The sequence below is a fragment of the Streptomyces sp. NPDC002868 genome, assembly GCF_055563295.1.
Genome location: NZ_JBVHDR010000017.1, coordinates 42,175 through 61,162, shown reverse-complemented (window position 1 = coordinate 61,162; position 18,988 = coordinate 42,175). Strand labels below are relative to the sequence as shown.

Below are 18,988 nucleotides of genomic sequence, written 5' to 3'. Positions count from 1 at the left end.
GCGTTGATGGTTGCTCTCCGGTGGGTGGCTTCGCGGGCGAACCCCGACAGGACCGCGCCCCGCACCCCCGCGCCGCAGGCGACCCGCGTCCGCCACCCCCGCAGACTGCGGCTCCGGCTCCGGGTGCCCGAGGCGAATCGGAGCAACGCCGTTCACGCCGGGGCCTGGTGGCTGTGGGCCCTCGGGCTTGCCACCGCCGCGTCCCGGACCACCAACCCCCTCCTCCTCGGCCTCCTCGTCGGCGTCGCCGGATACGTCGTCGCCGCCCGCCGCACCGACGCCCCCTGGGCCCGCTCCTACGGCGCCTTCGTCAAGCTCGGCCTCGCCGTACTCGTCATCCGGCTGCTCTTCTCCGTCTTCCTCGGCTCCCCGATCCCCGGTACGCACACCCTGTTCACGCTGCCCGAAGTGCCGCTGCCCGACTGGGCGAAGGGCGTCCGCGTCGGTGGCCGGGTCACGGCCGAGCAGTTGTTTTTCGCTCTGTACGACGGTGCCAAGCTGGCGACCCTGCTGATCTGCGTGGGCGCCGCGAATGCGCTCGCGAATCCGGCGCGGCTGCTCAAGTCGCTGCCGGGTGCCCTGTACGAAGTCGGCGTCGCCGTCGTCGTCGCCATGACGTTCGCGCCGAACATGGTCGCCGACGTCGTACGCCTGCGTACCGCCCGGCGTCTGCGCGGCCGCCCCACCGGCGGCATCAAGGCGATCGCCCAGATCGGACTGCCCGTCCTGGAGGGCGCGTTGGAGCGCTCCGTCGCGCTCGCCGCCTCGATGGACGCGCGCGGATACGGGCGTACCGCCCAGGTCCCGCCCGCCGTACGCCGGACGACGACCCTCCTCACCCTCGGCGGGCTCCTCGGCGTCTGCCTTGGTTCGTACGGACTGCTGGCCGCCGCGGGCGCGTCGTACGGTCTGCCGCTCCTCGTCGCCGGGCTGCTCGCCGCGCTCGCGGGCCTGCGCCTCGGCGGGCGCCGCTCCGTACGCACCCGCTACCGCCCCGACCGCTTCGGCCCGCGCTCCTGGCTGGTCGCGGGGTCCGGCGCGGCCGTCGCCGCGCTGCTGATCAGGGCGGGTACATACGCCCCGGAGGCGCTGCACCCCGGCGTCGTACCGCTGACCGCGCCGACGCTGCCGCTGTGGCCCGCCGCGAGCGTACTGATCGGCCTGCTCCCCGCCTTCGTGGCACCGCTCCCCTCGAAGGAGACCCCGTGATCCGCTTCGAAGACGTATCGGTGACGTACGGCAAGAGCGACAGCGACGCCGACGCGCCCGCCATCCGTGGCATCGATCTGACCGTCCCCGAGGGCGAGTTGGTGCTTCTCGTCGGCCCGTCCGGTGTGGGCAAGTCGACGCTGCTCGGTGCCGTCTCCGGGCTCGTCCCGCACTTCACCGGCGGCACTCTCCGCGGCCGCGTCACCGTCGACGGCCGCGACACCCGCACCCACAAGCCCCGCGAACTCGCCGATCTCGTCGGCACGGTGGGCCAGGACCCGCTCGCCCACTTCGTCACCGAAACGGTCGAGGACGAGCTGGCGTACGGCATGGAGTCGCTGGGTCTGGCCCCCGAGGTGATGCGCCGCCGCGTCGAGGAGACCCTCGACCTCCTCGGCCTGGCCGAGCTGCGCGACCGCCCGATCGCCACGCTCTCCGGCGGTCAGCAGCAGCGCGTCGCGATCGGCTCGGTACTCACGCCGCACCCGAAGGTCCTGGTCCTCGACGAGCCGACGTCGGCGCTGGACCCGGCGGCGGCGGAGGAGGTGCTGGCGGTGCTGCAGCGTCTGGTCCACGACCTCGGTACGACGGTCCTGATGGCCGAGCACCGCCTGGAGCGGGTCGTGCAGTACGCGGACCAGGTCATCCTGCTGCCCGCGCCCGGGGAGCCCCCGGTGATCGGGGCGCCGGCGGAGGTCATGGCGGTCTCACCGGTGCATCCTCCGGTGGTGGCGCTGGGCCGGGTGGCGGGGTGGGACCCGCTGCCGTTGTCGGTACGGGACGCACGGCGTCGGGCCGGTGCGCTGCGGGAGCGCCTGGCGGGTCTTTCCCCCACCCCGCCCCTTCCCGTAACCGGGGCTCCGCCCCGGACCCCGCGCCTCAATCGCCGGCGGGGCTGGATGTTCCGCCCGGAAGGGCCGGAAATTCCAGCCCGTCCGGCGGGAAATCAAGCCCGTCCGGCGATTGAGGACTGGGGGTCCGGGGGCGAAGCCCCCGGTAACGGGAAGGCGGGGGGCGGGGAGAAAAACGCTCCCGACAGCTCGGGCGGCCCGCTCGCCGAGGTTCGCGCGCTCCGCGTTCGCCGCGGGCGCATCGAGGCTCTCAGCCGCGTCGACCTCGCCGTCGCCCCCGGCGAGACCATCGCCCTCATGGGCCGCAACGGCGCCGGAAAGTCCACCCTCCTCGCCGCCATCGTCGGCATGGTCGAGCCCACCTCCGGCACCGTCCTCGTCGGCGGCCGCACCCCCCACCGCACGCACCCCCGCGAGCTCATCCGCCAGGTCGGCCTCGTCCCGCAGGAGCCGCGCGATCTGCTGTACGCGGACACGGTGGCCGCCGAGTGCACGGCCGCCGACGCCGACGCGAACGCCGCCCCCGGCTCCTGCCGGGCCCTGGTCAGCGAGCTGCTGCCCGGCGTGCCGGACGCGACCCACCCCCGCGACCTCTCCGAGGGGCAGCGCCTCGCCCTGGCGCTGGCCGTCGTGCTCACCGGCCGGCCCCCGCTGCTCCTCCTCGACGAGCCGACCCGCGGTCTGGACTACGCGGCGAAGGCCCGCCTCGTCGGCATCCTCAGGGCCCTGGCCGCTGAAGGGCACGCCATCGTCCTGGCCACCCACGACGTGGAGCTGGCGGCCGAGCTCGCGCACCGGGTGGTGATCCTCGCCGACGGCGAGATCCTCGCGGACGGCCCGACCCCCGAGGTCGTCGTCTCCTCCCCCGCCTTCGCGCCCCAGGTCGCCAAGGTCCTGGCCCCGCAGCAGTGGCTGACCGTCGCCCAGGTCCGGGAGGCGCTATGACCACGCCCCAGGCCCGCGCCGTACGCCTCGGCCCCCGCTCCATCACCGCCCTCGCCCTGATCAGCGCGATCGGCGTCATCGCCTTCGGCTGGCCGCTGCTCGCCGACGCCGACTCCGGGCTCGCACACTCCGCAGACGCCCCCTGGCTCTTCGCCGCGCTGCTCCCGCTCCTCGTGGCCGTCGTCGTCGCGACGATCGCCGACACCGGAATGGACGCCAAGGCGGTGGCGATGCTCGGCGTGCTGGCCGCGGTCGGGGCGGCCCTTCGCCCCCTCGGCGCGGGCACCGCGGGCCTGGAGCCCATGTTCTTCCTGATGGTGCTGAGCGGCCGGGTGCTCGGCCCGGGCTTCGGCTTCGTACTCGGCTCGGTCACGATGTTCGCGTCCGCCCTGCTCACCGGCGGTGTGGGCCCGTGGATGCCGTTCCAGATGCTGTCGATGGGCTGGTTCACGATGGGCGCGGGGCTCCTGCCGGGCCCGGACCGGCTGCGCGGCCGCGCGGAGCTGCTGATGCTGGGCGCGTACGGAGCGGTCGCCTCGTTCGCCTACGGCACCGTGATGAACCTCCAGGGCTGGACGTACATCGGCGGCCTCTCCTCCGGCATCTCCTTCCACCCCGGCGATCCCGTCCACGAGAACCTGGTCCGCTTCCTCACCTACTGCGCGGCGACCTCGTTCGGCTGGGACCTGGGCCGCGCGGTGCTCACCGTCGTACTGACCCTCACCATCGGTTCGACCCTCCTCAAGGCGCTGCGCCGAGCCACCCGACGCGCCAACTTCGAGGCGCAGGTCACATTTCAGACCCCTGAGAGGGTCCCTCCGGGGTGAGCCGCCCCACACGCCTTTGGCCAGTACCAAGCGAAATAGTAGACGTCATCAACCCGGACAAACCCTCACATCTATTCCCTGACCTGCACGAATGTCCCCTGTCAAGCCCCGGAGCGTTTCACCCCAGGTGCGAGCTCGGCTAGTAACAAGGGTCGTTGCGGCGGCGCGAGCAGCTCGCTAAAACTGGTCCAGTCGCAAGGCGCCCCGTGCTCGTCACCGAGCCCAACGCGCCCTTCAGGCGGCCGGGTTCCCCCTCGTACACACGAGATTCCGGCATGCCCGCGTGACCGCCCTGTACCCGACGTTAGGTCTCTCTGTGTCTCGCTCGATCATCCGCCGCATCGCCAACCGTCCGAAGGCCGCCTTTGTCGGCTCCGCGCTCGTGGTGAGCTCCGCCGCCATGGTGCTCGGTGCCAACCCGGCCACCGCCGCTGAGGCTCCCGCCTCGCCGTCCGGGTCCCCCAAGGCGATCGCCCAGAAGATGATTGGCGACGAGGCTCAGTTCCAGTGCTTCAGCAAGATCGTGTCGCACGAGAGCGGCTGGGACGTGAACGCGTCCAACCCGTCCAGCGGCGCGTACGGCCTCGTCCAGGCGCTGCCGGGCGGCAAGATGGCCTCCGCCGGCGCGGACTGGAAGACCAACCCCGCGACGCAGATCGAGTGGGGCCTGGACTACATGAAGTCGCGCTACGGCAGCCCGTGCGGCGCGTGGGCGTCCTGGCAGGCCAAGGGCTGGTACTGATCCAGCCCACCCCCTGGGGCTCCGCCCCGGACCCGCGCCTCAAACTCCCCCAGACTTCGTCCGGGGGACCCCCACGAGGGTGAAATTCTCCGGCGATTGAGGACGCAGGGGGTCGTAGGGGGACGGCAGTCCCCCTACAGGCGCTGAATGATCGTGCCCGTCGACAGCGCCCCGCCCGCACACATCGTCACCAGCGCAAACTCCTTGTCCCTGCGCTCCAGTTCATGCAGCGCCGTCGTGATCAGCCGCGCCCCCGTCGCCCCCACCGGATGCCCGATCGCGATCGCGCCCCCATTGACGTTGACCTTCTCCAGGTCCTGCTCGAAGACCTGCGCCCAGCTCAACACCACCGACGCGAACGCCTCGTTGATCTCGACCAGGTCGATGTCCTTCAGCGACATCCCCGCCTTGCCCAGCACCGCGCGCGTCGCGTCGATCGGCCCGTCCAGGTGGTAGTGCGGGTCCGCTCCGACCAGCGCCTGCGCGACGATCCGCGCCCGCGGTTTCAGCTTCAGCGCCCGCGCCATCCGCTTCGACGCCCACATGATCGCCGCCGAACCGTCCGAGATCTGCGACGAGTTCCCGGCCGTGTGCACCGCCGTCGGCATGACCGGTTTCAGTTTCGCCAGCGCCTCCATGCTCGTGTCCCGCAGCCCTTCGTCCCGGTCGACGAGCCGCCACATGCCCTGCCCCGCCGCCTGCTCCTCCTCCGTCGTCGGCACCTGCACCGCGAACGTCTCGCGTTTGAAGCGCTCCTCCGCCCACGCCACCGCCGCCCGCTCCTGCGACAGCAGTCCCAGCGAGTCGACCCGTTCCCGCGAAAGACCGCGGTTGCGCGCGATGCGCTCCGCCGCCTCGAACTGGTTCGGCAGGTCCACATTCCACTCGTCGGGGAACGGCTTCCCCGGCCCGTGCTTGGACCCGCTCCCCAGCGGCACCCGCGACATCGCCTCCACCCCGCAGCTGATCCCGATGTCGATGACCCCGGCCGAGATCATGTTCGCGACCATATGGCTCGCCTGCTGCGACGACCCGCACTGGCAGTCCACCGTCGTCGCCGCCGTCTCGTACGGCAGCCCCATCGCCAGCCACGCGTTCCGCGCGGGGTTCATGGACTGTTCGCCGGCGTGGGTGACCGTGCCACCCACCACCTGCTCGACGCAGTCGGCGTGGATGCCGGTGCGGCCGAGGAGTTCACGGTAGGTCTCACCCAGCAGATAGGCGGGATGCAGATTGGCGAGCGCGCCTCCGCGCTTGCCGATGGGGGTGCGTACGGCTTCGACGATGACGGGTTCCGCGGCCATGAGCTCGTCCTCTCCTCACACAGCCGCTGAGCGTCCCGGCGCCCCACGGCCGAACTAGTACGCGTTCTAGTTCTCTGTGCAGTCTGATAAGTGCTACCCCCGGTACGCAAGGGTCTTGCACGCCCCTACTGCAGCCCTTACCCGCAACAGATCCCGCCGTGACCCTTGCCACTTGTAGAACTCGTTACTACCTTTCGGTCAACTTCTGATGGGTCGTCAGACAAGCCGCTGTCACCGACACCACCGCCAGACCTGGAGTTGCCGATGTCCTGCCCCCATCTGCCAAAAGGGTTCGACTTCACCGATCCCGATCTGCTCCAAGCCCGCATCCCCCACCCTGAGTTCGCCCAGATGCGGCAGACCGCCCCGGTCTGGTGGTGCGCGCAGCCCGCCGGCATCTCCGGCTTCCAGGACGAGGGCTACTGGGTCGTTTCCCGTCACGCCGACGTCAAGCACGTCTCCACACACCCCGAACTCTTCTCCTCCAACACCAACACCGCCGTCATTCGCTTCAATGAGTCCATCAGCCGTGACCAGATCGAGGTCCAGAAGCTGATCATGCTCAACATGGACCCGCCCGAGCACACCCGCGTCCGCCAGATCGTGCAGCGCGGCTTCACCCCGCGGGCAGTCCGGTCATTGGAGGACGCACTCCGCTCCCGCGCCCGCACCATCGTCGAGACCGCGCTCGCCGGCGCGAAGGACGACGGCAGCTTCGACTTCGTCACCAACATCGCCGTCGAGCTCCCCCTCCAGGCCATCGCCGAACTCATCGGCGTACCGCAGGAGGACCGCACCAAGATCTTCGACTGGTCCAACAAGATGGCGGCGTACGACGACCCCGAGTACGCCATCACCGAAGAGATCGGCGCCGAGGCGGCGATGGAGATCGTCTCGTACTCGATGAACCTCGCCGCCGCCCGCAAGGAGTGTCCGGCCAAGGACATCGTCAGCCAGCTCGTCGCCGCCGAGAACGAAGGCAACCTCTCCAACGACGAGTTCGGCTTCTTCGTGATCCTGCTGGCGGTCGCGGGCAATGAGACAACGAGAAACGCCATCAGCCACGGCATGCACGCGCTTCTCACGCACCCCGAGCAGTGGGAGATCTACAAGCGGGACCGGCCGGAGACCGCGGCGGAGGAGATCGTGCGCTGGGCGACGCCCGTCGTCTCCTTCCAGCGCACGGCAACCCAGGACCTGGAACTGGGCGGTCAGCAGATCAAGAAGGGCGACCGGGTCGGCCTCTTCTACTCATCCGCCAACAACGACCCCGAAGTCTTCGACGCGCCCGAGCAGTTCAACGTCACCCGCGACCCGAACCCCCACCTCGGCTTCGGCGGCGGAGGCCCGCACTTCTGCCTCGGCAAGTCCCTTGCCGTGATGGAGATCAACCTGATCTTCAACGCGATAGCCGACGTCCTGCCCGACCTGCGCCTCGCGGGCGACCCGCGGCGGCTGCGTTCGGCCTGGCTGAACGGCATCAAGGAACTCCAGGTCACACACGGCTGACCTGCGATGCCGTGGGAGGCAGGGGCCATCCACCCACGCCAGGCCTCTGCCTCCCGCCGGGACCCCGGAGTCCCCACAGCCCTCACATGGCGATTTCGAGCGCCATGGTCAGGGCCCACAAGCATGTCTGCGGTCCGGGATCTCCGTTGCTCCCGCGCTCTCGCCCCCGGCCTCGCCAGCCTCCCGTGCCGATCAGCTGGCGCCTGCTACAGCAGGCTCTCGAGCGCGACGACGGCCTTCGGCGCCGGCTCGTACTCGACCGGCGCGACCAATTCGCCTCGCCGCTCGGCCGGAGGCCCCTTCCTGAAGGCACTCCCTACGTCCGAACGGCCCATTCGGTGAAATTTTTTTCGTCACTTGAGCCTCAGAGGTCGCTCCGCCTGTTACGCCTTCTCTCATGCCCCACGGGCGAGGCGGAGGGGGGTTGCCTACTCGGACATGAGTCTGGATGCTTTCTGCTATGTGGCACTTCCCGTCATGCAGTATTGAGAGAAGTCATACGAGTAGGAACCCATCAGCGGACCACCACGGAGCGCTATGGCCGTCCGTAAGCAAGCCGGGTGCCTAGGCGGCCCGGGACGTAACGCAGAGAGCCCGATGGCCGATGACCCCACCGCCATCTCTGCTACCGAAGGGACCCCTGTTGTCTGTGACCGAAAATCCACTCTTCCAGCGCCAGCGTCTCCGTGACCGGCTGAAGAAGGCCAGGGAATCGGCCGGCCTCACACAGCGGCAGGTGGCAGAGGAGCTTGACTGGTCCCCATCGAAGGTGATCAGGATCGAAAACGGAAAGATCGGCGTCAGTGTCACCGATGCCATGGCTCTCCTGACGACCTATGGCATCACCGAAGATGGGCAGGCTCAAGAACTCATCAGTCTGGCGCGGTCAGCTCGCCAACTTCCGTGGTATTCCCCCTATCGCTCGGTCATGTCAGCCGATTTCCAGGCGTACCTGGCATACGAGGGATCGGCCTCGATCGTCCGGAACTACGAGCGAAATGTGACACCCGGCCTCCTTCAGACTGAGGCCTACACACGGGCACTGATGACAGGCTTCGCGGCGGGCGGGGAGGGCGCAGGCGGCGATGACCTGGAGTTGAGGGTCCAGCTCCGGATGGAACGACAAGACCGCGTCCTGCAAGCCGATACCGGAGAGTTCTACTTCATCCTGGACGAAGCAGCCCTACGTCGCACCATCGGCAGCGAAGCAATCATGCGTCAACAGCACGAGCGGCTGCTGACAGTCAATGAAATGCCCAACGCGAAGGTCATGTACGTGCCCTTCACGGCCGGGATCTATCCATTCTTCAGGACCCCGTACGTCATCTTCGAATTCTTCAGCGACGACGATGACATCGTCGCATACCTTGAAACGCCCGAGGGTGAGGTGCTCTTGAGCGAAAAGACACCGGGTGGCAGCAGGAGGAAACAGCCGGCGGACTACCTGGACGCCTTCTGGAAGGTAGAGAAGGGCGTCGCACAAGAAGTCAGCGAAGAGGTCCTGTTCTCCGGCTAGACAGGATGGGGGGTACGTGAAATGCAAGAAAACGCCGACAAGAAATCGATGGATTGCAGCGCGGTTACGGCGCTGTACGGAACGTTCCTGCAGGATCTTTCACATGTCGGACGAACCTTTGCCATGCCCCACGTCCGAACGTCAGAATGCCAGGCCCTGGGCACTGTGAATGGCGGACGAAGACGCCGTCGACTTCAGCGATCTCCACGCAGTTGCCATTCGGCTCGCTATGGGAGCTTTTCCGCCATGTCAGAACAGGGTGGGCGGCTTCCACTACGCCTCCACGGCTCAATTTGATGCAATCAAATTGATTATGGATGAGCCTCCGCCGCCTGCCAAGGGCGCGCCCTTGGCAGGCGGCGGCAGACCCGAGCAACCAACAATACGGGGGAAATGAGGGCAAACAGGGAGACAACAGTGCAAGAAGTCAGCTGCTAAGAGTCGACTCTCCGGAGCGACTGCGGGCAGCAAAGAGGGAGCCCTCTAGGCCTCGCTGGCAGGCATCCGGCCCGGGAGCTCCCCCTTCCGAGCATCCTCGCCGGTTGATCTTGGGAAAGGACACTCCACCCGTGAAGTCTAGCGACTCAGGCCCGGGAGTCATCCGTGCCGCCGCAAGTAAACAGTGGAAGGGATGGGGGCGTACGGCAGCGGCACACGCTGCGAAAGGCGCCAGTACAGCCTTAGGCACAGCAGCCATTTCGATCATCGTCTGGTGGCTGCAAGGCAAGTGAGGTCGATGCGTCAGCCTGCGAGCAGGCTGACGCATCCAAGGGCCGACCCTGGCTAGAGGTCGCCCCGCGCGGCGGCCGAGACAAAGGCTGTGAAGGCGGCCGGGGCGAGGGTGAGGGCGGGGCCGGTGGGGTTCTTGGAGTCGCGTACGGCGACGGTGTGCGGGGTTTCGGCGACCTCGACACACGAGCCGCCCGTGTCGCCGCTGTAGCTGGACTTGCGCCAGGCGGCACCGTTGAGGGGGGCGCACTCCACGCACTCGCCGCCCGTGTCGCCGCTGTAGCTCGACTTACGCCACTGCGTGCTGCTCCCCATAACGCTCCTCCATCACCTGCCGGATCAGCTCCGCCGAGTCCTGTAAGGACAGGGCCGCGGCCTGGAGGTGATCGTAACGGAGCGAACGTGCCCTGGCCTCAACCGGATTCGCGGTCGGATGTCCGGTCTCATAGTCCTCGCTATAGACGATGGCCGGGTCGCTCTCGAAACGGAAGAGCGTGAACGACCCGAGCAGCCCAGCATGAGCCCCGGCCGTAAAGGGCAGAACCTGCACATTCACCCGCGGGTTGTCCAAGCAGGACAACAAGTGCACCAGTTGCCTCCGCATGACTTCCGGCCCGCCGACCTCCTGGTGCAGCACTCCCTCGCCGAGAACCGCCCACAGCACGGGCGGCTCCTCCTTCTCCAGGATCCGCTGTCGCGCCAGCCGAGCCGCCGCACGGCGGTCGAGATCGGTCGGGTCCATCACGCCGAGCACCGCCCTCGCGTACGCCTCCGTCTGCAAGAGGCCGTGCACGAGCTGCGCCTGGAACGCGTAGATCTCCGTCGCCCGCGCCTCAAGTTCCGCGATCTGCCGGAACCACGCGGGGAGTTGGCTCCGTAACACCAGATCGAGCAGCCGGGACAGCAACCCACCCGTCCCCAGCGCAACATCCACACGCTCGCTGAACTCCACCGTCGGCAGCTTCCGCGCCGTCTCGATCTGGCCGACCAGCGACCCCGTGTAGTTGATGATCGCGCCGAGCTGCTTCTGCGTGAGGCTGGCCGCTTCCCGGTAGCGCCGCAGCTCGTACCCGTAGTAGTCCAGCGGCGACGCGCTCGGGTCGAGGACATTGATGTGGGTCATGGCGGGCATCCCCTCGTTCAACTCCGCCAACGGCAGGGCACGTTGTATCCGGCCCGTAGCCGAGAGTAGTCAACACAGCTCACGCTCGTACCGTGAACGAAGAACTTTCCCAGTACGGCATGCGCTTCACCGTCGGCGAGCACTCCGCACGGCACGTCCGGCGGATCGTGCGCAGCTACCTCGGCGTGTGGGGCATGCCCGAACTGACCGACGCCGCCGAGCTGGCCGTGACCGAGCTGCTCGCCAACGTCGTACGCCATGTGCCCGACCGGCACTGCGGGTTGCTGATCCTGCGGCATCCGGAAGGCCTACGTGTCGAGGTCACCGACCGCGCGCCCGGGCTGCCGCTGGCCCGCGACGCGGGCGCGGACGAGGAGTCGGGCAGAGGGCTTGCTCTGCTGGATGCCGTGGTGGACAAGTGGGGCGTGGAAACAAGACGCGGACCAGGCAAGACGGTGTGGTTCGAGGTGGGCCACTGACCGCCCGCGTCAGCCGGACACCGCGCGCAGCGCGCCCGGCATGCGGCCGGTGAGGCGGTCGAGCGCGGCGGATGTGGCGTCGTCGGCGGGGAGGTGGACGATGAGGCGCTGGTCGTCGTCGGCGGCCAGTTCGAGGGTTTCGTACGCCAGGCGCAGCTCGCCCGCCTCGGGGTGGATCAGCCGTGCTACGCCGCTGGACTTCGGGAGGCCGGGCAGGGTGTCCACGCGCTCGGCGAAAGTCGCCCCGGCGACGACGGTCAACTCGTCCGCGAGCGCCGCGACATGCTGATCCGCCCGGAACGGCCCTTGCTTGAGGGCGGCGACTTGTTCGTCGGCGATGCGGTCCCAGTCGGGGTAGGCGGTCCGCGCCCGGTCGTCGGTGAACACGAAGCGGGCGAGGTTCGGCGGCCTGCCGTCCAGCAGACCGATGGGTCCTGCCAGCCGCTCGTAACCTGCGGTGCAGGCGAGGATCTCGCTCAGCCGGTTGAGTAGCACGGCGGGGGCGGGCTCAAGGCGGTCGAGCAGCGCCCGCACGGTGGGGCGCACCGCGCGGGCCGGTGTCGCGCCGCCCATGCAAGTGAAGCCGCCCTCGGCCCCCTTGGCGAGGCGGTGCAGGTGGATCCGTTCGCTTGCGGTCAGCCGTAGCGCGTCGGCCATCGCGGAGAGCACTTGCGCGGACGGCCGGCGGTCGCGTCCCTGCTCGAGCCGTGTCACGTATTCGACGCTGACTCCGGCGAGCGTGGCCAGCTCGGCCCGGCGCAGGCCCGGCGTGCGGCGGCGGGGGCCGGTGGGCAGCCCCACCTCGGCGGGTGTGACGGCTTCACGGCGGATACGCAGGAACATGCCCAGCTCGTTGTCGCTCACGTTGCGAACGTAACAGGCGCGGCCGCCGGGATCGTGGCCCTGCCACTACCAGTATCGGCCCGGCCTTCCTGGTCTCCGCCCCACCCGGCAGGTTGAGAGTCGTGACCACCGAGGTCACCTGTCACCTACTGACTTGCGGAGAAGGAGCACAGCCATGCCCAGTGAGACCCTCAACCTCGCGGTGATCATCGGGAGCGTCAGGGAGGGCCGGTTCGGCCCAGTAGTCGCGCGGTGGTTCGTCGAGCAGGCCGAGCAGCACGGCCAGTTCACTGTGGACCTCATCGATCTCGCGGATACACCCCTGCCGCTCGAGCTGCCGCCCGTGCCGCCGGCGCTCGAGCCCGACATGGCCCGTCCCGCAGAGATGGCGGGCCTCACCCGGCGGATCGCGGCGGCCGACGCGATCGTCGTGGTGACGCCGGAGTACAACCGCAGCTTCCCGGCCTCGCTGAAGGCGGCCATCGACTGGCACTACACCGAGTGGCAGGCCAAGGCGGTCGGTTTTGTCGGCTACAGCGGGGGGAGCGGCGGCATCCTGGCGGTGGAGCAGCTGCGCCAGGTCTTCGGCGAGTTGCAGGCCCACACGGTCCGCGACTACGTCGCCTTCCCCCGGTACTACGAGCTCTTCGGCCCCGACGGCATCCTCAGGGACCCCGAGGGCCCCAATGGCGCCGCGAAGGTACTGCTCGACCAGCTCCTGTGGTGGGGCTCGGTCCTCCACGACGCCCGGCGCGACCGCCCGTACACCACGGCGCATTGAGGACTGCGACTAGTCCCGGTAGCGCCCAAGTGGCGGAACCGGCGGCGCCGGTGGATGCTGGCTTGAACGCGACGATCCACCCCAGGGGGTGCGGGCACGGCCCGTACTCCCTGGGGCGCGCGCACTACTTCGGCGCGGCCGGGACCGGGGTTTCGACAGGCGTCCGCGCGGGCGGCACCGCGCCCTGGGGCACCAGGAGATCGCGCCGACCGGCCAGTACGTACGTGAGGCCGAAGCCCGCGCCCACCACCGCCGCTCCGCCCGCCGCGTCGAGTACCCAGTGGTTCGCGGTGGCGACTATCGCGCAGACGGTGAAGAGCGGGTGGAGCAGGCCGAGGAGCTTCATCCACAGCTTGGGCGCGAGGATGAAGACGACCAGGCCGCACCAGAGGGACCAGCCGAAGTGCAGCGAGGGCATGGCCGCGTACTGGTTGGTGACGGCGGTCATCGCGCCGTAGTCCGGGTTGGCGAGGTCCTGCGGGCCGTGAACCGTGTCGATGAAGCCCATGCCGGGCATCAGGCGCGGCGGGGCCAGCGGGTAGAGCCAGAAGCCGAGGAGCGCGAGGACCGTCGCGAAGGCGAGCGAGGAGCGTGCCCAGCGGTAGTCGGCGGGGCGGCGGACGTACAGGACGCCGAGGATGGCGAGCGGGACCACGAAGTGGAAGGACGTGTAGTAGAAGTCGAAGAAGGCTTCGGCCCACTTCGCGTTCACCACCGCATGGTTGACCCAGTGCTCGATGTCGAGGCCGAGGGCCTGCTCGACGGAGATGATCTGGCGGCCGTGCTCCTCGGCTGCGGCGACGCCCCCGGTCGCGGCGGCGCGGATGTGCGAGTAGACGGAGTAGCCGACCCGGATCACCAGGAGTTCGAGGAGCAGATTGGGGCGGCTGAGGACGCGCCGCCAGAAGGGCAGCAGCGGCAGCTGGGCCCAGCGGGCCGGGGCGGGCGTTGCGTACTCGGTGGGGACGGGCCGGCGGAAGTACGGCGAGGTGCGCGGCAGGAAGGGCACGGCGCAGGCCGCGGCGAGCGCGGCGATCAGCAGGACGTTGTCGCGTACGGGGTAGAGCACCGCCATGTTGGGCAGCAGCATCTTCCCGGGCAGGGTCATCGCCAGGATGATCAGGACCGGCCAGAGCATGCGGTCGGAGGCGCGCCTTCCGACGCGGCCGACGACGGCGAGGAGCACCCACAGGAGCTGGTGCTGCCAGGCGGTGGGCGAGACGGCGACGGCGGCGCAGCCGGTGAGGGCGACGGCGAGGAGGAGCTGGCCGTCCTGGGCGTACCGGACGGCGCGGCGCAGGCCGAACCAGCAGACGACGGCGGCGAGGGCGACGTACAGGGCTATCTCGAGCGGGCCCTCGAGGCCGAAGCGGAGCAGTGCGCCGTGCACGGACTGGTTGGCGAGGCTGTCCGGGCGTGCGCCGAGGCCCGCGCCCGCGACATGGTGCACCCAGTAGGTCCAGGAGTCGCTGGGCAGCGCGGCCCAGGCGAGCGCGGAGAGGGCGGCGAAGGTGCCTGCCGAGCTGACGGCGGCGCTTCTGCGGCCGGTGAACCAGAGCAGTGGCGCGAAGAGGAGGACGGTGGGCTGAAGGGCCGCGCCGAGGCCGATCAGTACGCCCGAGGATCTCTCCCCGCGCGCGGCGAAGCAGCCGAGGAGGACGAGCAGGACCGGGATGATGCTGGTCTGGCCGAGGTAGAAGCTGTTGCGTACGGGCAGCGACAGCATCAGCAGGCTGATGGCGATGGGCGCGGCGAGCAGGCCGCTGCGGCGCGAGACCGGGCCGGGCAGGGCGCGGGCGACGACCAGGCCTATGCCTACGACGAGCAGGAGAGTACCGAAGGTCCAGGCGACGCCGAGGCTTTGCTCGGCGGAGCGGGCCAGTGGTTTGAGCACGAGTCCGGCGAAGGGCGTGCCGGTGAACTTGTCGGCGTCGTACAGCGAGCCCTTCACATGCAGGACGCCGTTCTGGCCGATCCAGGTCTCCAGGTCGGTCAGCCGCTCACCGGGCGGCTGCCGGAGCACCGCCGCCGTCTGGCGTATCGCAAGTACGGCGGCTACGAGCCAGAGGGCGGCCCTGGCCGCGCCCATCCTCGTGTTCGTCGTCGCACTCCCGCGTACGCTGTGCTCCGCGTTCGCCACGTCGCGCCGCGCCTCCCCTACGTTCCGCTACGTTTCGCGTTGACGTTCCGCTACGTTCCGCGTTTCTGGTTCACAGAGCCTCGCATTGCTCCATGAAGGAGACTCAGGCAACCCCCTCTTCGCCTGACTGTCACCCCGTTTTGGCTGAATATCTCTCGGGACATCTCGCGGACGGCACCGGAACTGCGAGATCCGCAGCGCCGGCGGCGCAGGCCGGTCCTGCCGCCGTCGCTGATTCCCGTGCCGCCGCCGGTCGACTGAAATAGGTTGGGGCGCATGACCAAGGAGCAGCCCCAGGACCAGTGGAACGCCGTCGACAGCTATGTCACCGACCACCTCGCGCCCGCCGACGAAGCCCTGACCGCGGCCCTCGCGGCGAGCGAAGCGGCCGGTCTCCCGCCCATCCAGGTCGCGTCGAACCAGGGCAAGTTGCTGTATCTGCTGGCACAGATGCAGGGCGCTCGCACGGTTCTCGAAATCGGCACGCTGGGCGGCTACAGCACGATCTGGCTGGCCAGAGCGCTGCCGAAGAACGGCCGGCTGATCTCCCTCGAATACAACCCGGCCCACGCGGAGGTGGCCCGCGCGAACATCGCCCACGCGGGACTCGACAAGATCGCCGAGGTCAGGACGGGCGCGGCGCTGGAGACGCTGCCGAAGCTGGCGACGGAGCCGGGCGCGGGCCCGTTCGACCTGGTCTTCATCGACGCGGACAAGCAGAACAATCCGCAGTACGTGGAGTGGGCGCTGAAGCTCAGCCGCCCCGGCAGCGTGATCATCGTCGACAACGCGATCCGGGGCGGCGCGGTGCTGGACGCGGACAGCACGGACCCGGCGATCGTCGGTACACGGCGGATGTACGAGCTGCTGGCACAGGAGCCGCGGCTGGACGCGACGGCGGTCCAGACGGTGGGCGCGAAGGGGTACGACGGGTTCCTGCTGGGGCGTGTGGTGGCCTGAGGGGCCGCCGGCGGGCGTATGCCGTACGGCAGGATGGGACTCATGAGCATCGTGAAGATCAACGTCCTGACCGTCCCCGAGGAGCAGCGCGAGGTGCTGGAGAAGCGCTTCGCGTCCCGTGCGGGCTCGGTGGAGAACTCCGACGGCTTCGAGTGGTTCGAGCTGCTGCGCCCGCTCGAAGGGACCGACCAGTACCTCGTCTACACGCGCTGGGCCGACGAGGCGTCCTTCCAGGCCTGGATGGAGGGCTCGATGCGCGCCTCGCACGGGGGTGGGGGCGGAGGCGGCGAGGGTGGCGAGCGGCCGAAGCCCGCCGCCACCGGGTCGACGCTGTGGTCCTTCGAGGTCGTCCAGCAGGCCGCCCCGAAGGCCTAGCACGTCGGCACGTTCCACGGGCTGAGCGGCGGAAATCGTTGGCCGCGGGGGCTGCCCGTCCGGTACAGAGACCGGTATGACCACCTGGACCCTGGCCCCCGAGGCCTTCGACTCCCCCGACGCGAGTGCCCTGCGGCGTGACTACTACGACGAGGTCGCGAGCCGCTACTGGAAGCGGCCCGCGACCCGCCGCGAGATCGACGAGGGGCTCGCCGGGGACGGCGTCGAGCAACTCGCGCCGCCCACCGGCCAGTTCGTCGTCGGACGGTACGGCCACAAGGCCGCGGCCTGCGGCGGCATCCTGCTGCTGGACGCCGAGCGCGCCGAGCTCACGCGGGTGTATCTGCGGCCGGCCTTCCGCGGCAAGAAGGGCGCCGGGCTGCTGCTGCGGACCCTGGAGGACGAGGCGCGCGGGCTCGGCGCGCGGCGCATGGTTCTCAATACGCGGCTCGATCTGATCGAGGCACGCGCCCTGTACGTCCGGCACGGCTACGCCGAGATCCCCGCGTACTGCTCGGGTCCGTACATGGAAATCTGGTACGGCAAGGAGCTGTGAGGCGGCAGGGCGGAGTTCAGGCGGAGTGGTCGCGCCTGGGCTGCGGGCCGTTCGGCCGCTCCTGGTCCGAGCCGCACAGCTCCGCGGTCAACTCCCGGACCAGTTGCACCAGATTGGTCGGCCGCTCCGGGCCCCACCAGTCGCCGAGCAGCTCCGCGAGCGAGTCTTCGCGGGCCTTCGCCAGCCGTACGGCCGTCTCCACGCCCCGGTCGGTGAGCATCAGATCCAGGCCCTCGCGGCGGGCGAGGCCGCGTTCCTCCAGCTGGCGGGCGGCCTCGGTGATGACGCGCAGCGGCACGAGCGTGGAGTCGGCGAGCAGGGCGGGCTCGACGATGCCGTGGCGGCGGATGCGCAGCAGCAGCCAACTGGCCGCGGGCAGCAGGTCGTACCCCGCCCTGTCGGTGATCTTCTCGTAGATCTTGCGCCGGCCCTCGCGCGAGCCGAGCACCGACAGAGCCCGCGCCACCTCCTCGTGGGAGGAGCGGTGGACCGGGTTGGAGGCCAGGGTCTCGGTGGGATCGGGCGCGGTGACCGAGCCGCGCAGCTTGTCCTCCTTGAGGAAACAGGAGACGAGGAAGGCCACGACGACCACGGGCACGGCGTACAGGAAGACGTCGGTGATGGACGACGAGTACGCGTGGAGCACCGACGGGCGCAGCGCGGGCGGCAGTTCGGCGATCAAGCGCGAGTCGGCGGCCAGCTGCCCGGGACCGACGCCGGAGGGCACGGACCGTCCGGCGAGCGCTTGGGTCAGCATGTGATCCAGCCGGTTGGTGAAGATCGAGCCGAAGATGGCGACGCCGAACGCGGCCCCGATGGAACGGAAGAAGGTCGCGCCGGAGGTGGCGACGCCCAGGTCCTCGTAGCTGACGGCGTTCTGGACGACGAGTACGAGCACCTGCATGACCAGGCCGAGACCGGCGCCGAAGACGAAGAAGTACGCGCTCATCTCTCCGGTGGAGCTGGTCTCGTCGAGCCGGTGGAGCAGCAGCAGGCCCACGGCGGTGATGCCGGTGCCCGCGATGGGGAAGACCTTCCAGCGTCCGGTGCGGCTGACGAGCTGGCCGGACAAGGTCGAGGTCAGCAGCAGGCCGAGCACCATCGGCAGCATGTGCACACCGGAGATGGTCGGAGAGATGCCGTGCACGATCTGCAGGAACGTCGGCAGATAGGTCAACGCGCCGAACATCGCGAAGCCGACGATGAAGCTGATGACGGCGACGAGCGTGAAGGTGCGGATCCGGAACAGCTTGAGCGGCAGCACCGGTTCGGCGGCGCGCTGCTCGACGTACACGAAAACCACGAGGAGTACGGCGGCGAGTACGGCGAGGCCGATGATCTGCGCCGAGCCCCAGGCCCAGGTGATGCCGCCGAGGGAGGCGACGAGGACCAGGCAGGTGGTGACGGAGGCGATGAGGAAGGTGCCGAGGTAGTCGATGGTGTGACGGGTCCGGCCGGCCGGGATGTGCAGCACGGCGGCGATGACGAGCAGCGCGACGATGCCGATGGGGAGGTTGATGTAGAACACCCAGCGCCAGCTGAGGTGTTGGGTGAAGAGGCCGCCGAGCAGCGGGCCGAGGACGCTGGTCGCGCCGAAGACCGCGCCGAACAGGCCCTGATACCTTCCGCGTTCGCGTGGCGAGACGATGTCGCCGACGATCGCCATGGACAGCACCATGAGGCCGCCGCCGCCCAGGCCTTGGAGCGCGCGGAAGCCGATGAGCTGCGGCATGTTCTGGGCGACGCCGCACAGCGCGGAGGCGATCAGGAAGATGACGATGGCGGCCTGGAAGAGCTTTTTGCGGCCGTACTGGTCGCCGAGCTTGCCCCACAGGGGGGTGGCCGCGGTCGAGGCGAGCAGATACGCGGTGACGACCCAGGACAGATGGTCCATGCCGCCGAGATCGCTGACGATGGTCGGCAGGGCGGTGGAGACGATGGTCTGGTCGAGGGCGGCGAGCAGCATGCCGAGGAGCAGTGCGCCGATGGCTGCCAGGACGGCCTGCCGGTTCTGGCCCTCGCCCGGGGCCGGATTCACGGCCGGAGTGCTCACTTCCTGAGCCATGCCGATCTCCTCGGTTACGCGGCCCTCCATCACT

18 protein-coding genes are annotated in these 18,988 nt (G+C 69.4%); 11 read left to right on the top strand and 7 right to left on the bottom strand.

Going from position 1 to position 18,988, the window contains the following annotated elements:
* The first annotated feature begins 6 nt into the window (after positions 1–6).
* The 4 genes from ACZ3H8_RS34590 (at position 7) to ACZ3H8_RS34575 (ending at position 4,574) form a co-directional block, all read left to right on the top strand.
* Positions 7–1,209 (top strand): energy-coupling factor transporter transmembrane component T, encoded by a 1,203-nt coding sequence (locus ACZ3H8_RS34590; protein ID WP_467408518.1) that lies wholly within the window; start codon positions 7–9, stop codon positions 1,207–1,209.
* The gene (locus ACZ3H8_RS34585) at positions 1,206–3,005 is read left to right on the top strand and encodes an ABC transporter ATP-binding protein (protein ID WP_467408517.1); all 1,800 of its coding nucleotides are present in this window, start codon (positions 1,206–1,208) and stop codon (positions 3,003–3,005) included. Before ACZ3H8_RS34590 ends, ACZ3H8_RS34585 begins: the two co-directional genes overlap by 4 nt.
* Positions 3,002–3,832 carry an ECF transporter S component gene (locus tag ACZ3H8_RS34580; RefSeq protein WP_467408514.1) on the top strand — a complete coding sequence of 277 codons (831 nt, stop codon included), beginning with the start codon at positions 3,002–3,004 and terminating at the stop codon, positions 3,830–3,832. Before ACZ3H8_RS34585 ends, ACZ3H8_RS34580 begins: the two co-directional genes overlap by 4 nt.
* 316 nt (positions 3,833–4,148) lie before the next feature.
* On the top strand, positions 4,149–4,574 hold the full coding sequence (locus ACZ3H8_RS34575; protein WP_307663761.1) for an aggregation-promoting factor C-terminal-like domain-containing protein: 426 nt from the start codon (positions 4,149–4,151) through the stop codon (positions 4,572–4,574).
* 134 nt (positions 4,575–4,708) lie between these two features.
* Here ACZ3H8_RS34575 and ACZ3H8_RS34570 read toward each other — a convergent pair whose 3' ends face one another.
* The gene (locus tag ACZ3H8_RS34570; protein ID WP_398993575.1) at positions 4,709–5,878 is read right to left on the bottom strand and encodes a steroid 3-ketoacyl-CoA thiolase; all 1,170 of its coding nucleotides are present in this window, start codon (positions 5,876–5,878) and stop codon (positions 4,709–4,711) included.
* Between the two features lie 264 nt (positions 5,879–6,142).
* Here ACZ3H8_RS34570 and ACZ3H8_RS34565 point away from each other — a divergent pair, with 264 nt between their 5' ends.
* Both ACZ3H8_RS34565 and ACZ3H8_RS34560 read left to right on the top strand, forming a co-directional pair.
* On the top strand, positions 6,143–7,387 hold the full coding sequence (locus ACZ3H8_RS34565; RefSeq protein WP_467408511.1) for a cytochrome P450: 1,245 nt from the start codon (positions 6,143–6,145) through the stop codon (positions 7,385–7,387).
* Between the two features lie 649 nt (positions 7,388–8,036).
* A complete protein-coding gene (locus ACZ3H8_RS34560; protein WP_467408611.1) occupies positions 8,037–8,903 on the top strand; it encodes a helix-turn-helix domain-containing protein in 867 nt (288 codons plus the stop codon).
* Between the two features lie 64 nt (positions 8,904–8,967).
* Here ACZ3H8_RS34560 and ACZ3H8_RS34555 read toward each other — a convergent pair whose 3' ends face one another.
* The 3 genes from ACZ3H8_RS34555 to ACZ3H8_RS34545 form a co-directional block, all read right to left on the bottom strand.
* Complete coding sequence (locus ACZ3H8_RS34555; protein WP_467408509.1) at positions 8,968–9,177, bottom strand: DUF397 domain-containing protein; 210 nt, start codon at positions 9,175–9,177, stop codon at positions 8,968–8,970.
* A 509-nt stretch (positions 9,178–9,686) separates the two neighbouring features.
* Positions 9,687–9,947, bottom strand: coding sequence for a DUF397 domain-containing protein (locus ACZ3H8_RS34550; RefSeq protein WP_467408507.1), 261 nt, complete (start codon positions 9,945–9,947; stop codon positions 9,687–9,689).
* On the bottom strand, positions 9,922–10,755 hold the full coding sequence (locus ACZ3H8_RS34545; RefSeq protein WP_467408505.1) for a helix-turn-helix domain-containing protein: 834 nt from the start codon (positions 10,753–10,755) through the stop codon (positions 9,922–9,924). The genes ACZ3H8_RS34550 and ACZ3H8_RS34545 overlap by 26 nt, the downstream gene beginning before the upstream one ends.
* Before the next feature lie 119 nt (positions 10,756–10,874).
* On the opposite strand from ACZ3H8_RS34545, the gene ACZ3H8_RS34540 reads away from it, so the two are divergent.
* A complete protein-coding gene (locus ACZ3H8_RS34540) occupies positions 10,875–11,234 on the top strand; it encodes an ATP-binding protein (protein ID WP_467408610.1) in 360 nt (119 codons plus the stop codon).
* A 9-nt stretch (positions 11,235–11,243) separates the two neighbouring features.
* Here the strand turns inward: ACZ3H8_RS34540 and ACZ3H8_RS34535 are convergent, their stop codons facing one another.
* A complete protein-coding gene (locus tag ACZ3H8_RS34535; RefSeq protein WP_467408502.1) occupies positions 11,244–12,098 on the bottom strand; it encodes a helix-turn-helix domain-containing protein in 855 nt (284 codons plus the stop codon).
* Positions 12,099–12,252: 154 nt separating this feature from the next.
* On the opposite strand from ACZ3H8_RS34535, the gene ACZ3H8_RS34530 reads away from it, so the two are divergent.
* Positions 12,253–12,858, top strand: a complete 606-nt coding sequence (locus ACZ3H8_RS34530; protein ID WP_467408501.1) for an NADPH-dependent FMN reductase — start codon at positions 12,253–12,255, stop codon at positions 12,856–12,858.
* A 124-nt stretch (positions 12,859–12,982) separates the two neighbouring features.
* Here ACZ3H8_RS34530 and ACZ3H8_RS34525 read toward each other — a convergent pair whose 3' ends face one another.
* Positions 12,983–14,947, bottom strand: a complete 1,965-nt coding sequence (locus ACZ3H8_RS34525; protein ID WP_467408607.1) for a bifunctional glycosyltransferase 87/phosphatase PAP2 family protein — start codon at positions 14,945–14,947, stop codon at positions 12,983–12,985.
* Positions 14,948–15,274: 327 nt separating this feature from the next.
* On the opposite strand from ACZ3H8_RS34525, the gene ACZ3H8_RS34520 reads away from it, so the two are divergent.
* The 3 genes from ACZ3H8_RS34520 to ACZ3H8_RS34510 all read left to right on the top strand — a co-directional run bounded on the left by ACZ3H8_RS34520 (position 15,275) and on the right by ACZ3H8_RS34510 (position 16,889).
* Positions 15,275–15,958, top strand: a complete 684-nt coding sequence (locus ACZ3H8_RS34520) for an O-methyltransferase (RefSeq protein ID WP_467408499.1) — start codon at positions 15,275–15,277, stop codon at positions 15,956–15,958.
* A 42-nt stretch (positions 15,959–16,000) separates the two neighbouring features.
* The gene (locus ACZ3H8_RS34515; protein WP_398993599.1) at positions 16,001–16,333 is read left to right on the top strand and encodes an antibiotic biosynthesis monooxygenase family protein; all 333 of its coding nucleotides are present in this window, start codon (positions 16,001–16,003) and stop codon (positions 16,331–16,333) included.
* A gap of 76 nt (positions 16,334–16,409) precedes the next feature.
* Complete coding sequence (locus tag ACZ3H8_RS34510) at positions 16,410–16,889, top strand: GNAT family N-acetyltransferase (protein ID WP_467408497.1); 480 nt, start codon at positions 16,410–16,412, stop codon at positions 16,887–16,889.
* Positions 16,890–16,905: 16 nt separating this feature from the next.
* Here the strand turns inward: ACZ3H8_RS34510 and ACZ3H8_RS34505 are convergent, their stop codons facing one another.
* A complete protein-coding gene (locus ACZ3H8_RS34505) occupies positions 16,906–18,954 on the bottom strand; it encodes an MDR family MFS transporter (protein ID WP_467408605.1) in 2,049 nt (682 codons plus the stop codon).
* Positions 18,955–18,988 lie beyond the last annotated feature (34 nt).

Excerpts from the sequence above, each read along its gene's own strand:
- ACZ3H8_RS34565 (WP_467408511.1), top strand. The coding sequence starts at position 6,143 with ATGTCCTGCCCCCATCTGCCAAAAGGGTTCGACTTCACCGATCCCGAT.
- ACZ3H8_RS34570 (WP_398993575.1), bottom strand. The coding sequence starts at position 5,878 with ATGGCCGCGGAACCCGTCATCGTCGAAGCCGTACGCACCCCCATCGGC.
- ACZ3H8_RS34540 (WP_467408610.1), top strand. The coding sequence starts at position 10,875 with ATGCGCTTCACCGTCGGCGAGCACTCCGCACGGCACGTCCGGCGGATC.
- ACZ3H8_RS34525 (WP_467408607.1), bottom strand. The coding sequence starts at position 14,947 with ATGGGCGCGGCCAGGGCCGCCCTCTGGCTCGTAGCCGCCGTACTTGCG.
- ACZ3H8_RS34530 (WP_467408501.1), top strand. The coding sequence starts at position 12,253 with ATGCCCAGTGAGACCCTCAACCTCGCGGTGATCATCGGGAGCGTCAGG.
- ACZ3H8_RS34545 (WP_467408505.1), bottom strand. The coding sequence starts at position 10,755 with ATGACCCACATCAATGTCCTCGACCCGAGCGCGTCGCCGCTGGACTAC.
- ACZ3H8_RS34520 (WP_467408499.1), top strand. The coding sequence starts at position 15,275 with ATGACCAAGGAGCAGCCCCAGGACCAGTGGAACGCCGTCGACAGCTAT.
- ACZ3H8_RS34550 (WP_467408507.1), bottom strand. The coding sequence starts at position 9,947 with ATGGGGAGCAGCACGCAGTGGCGTAAGTCGAGCTACAGCGGCGACACG.
- ACZ3H8_RS34580 (WP_467408514.1), top strand. The coding sequence starts at position 3,002 with ATGACCACGCCCCAGGCCCGCGCCGTACGCCTCGGCCCCCGCTCCATC.
- ACZ3H8_RS34515 (WP_398993599.1), top strand. The coding sequence starts at position 16,001 with ATGAGCATCGTGAAGATCAACGTCCTGACCGTCCCCGAGGAGCAGCGC.
- ACZ3H8_RS34590 (WP_467408518.1), top strand. The coding sequence starts at position 7 with ATGGTTGCTCTCCGGTGGGTGGCTTCGCGGGCGAACCCCGACAGGACC.
- ACZ3H8_RS34510 (WP_467408497.1), top strand. The coding sequence starts at position 16,410 with ATGACCACCTGGACCCTGGCCCCCGAGGCCTTCGACTCCCCCGACGCG.
- ACZ3H8_RS34505 (WP_467408605.1), bottom strand. The coding sequence starts at position 18,954 with ATGGCTCAGGAAGTGAGCACTCCGGCCGTGAATCCGGCCCCGGGCGAG.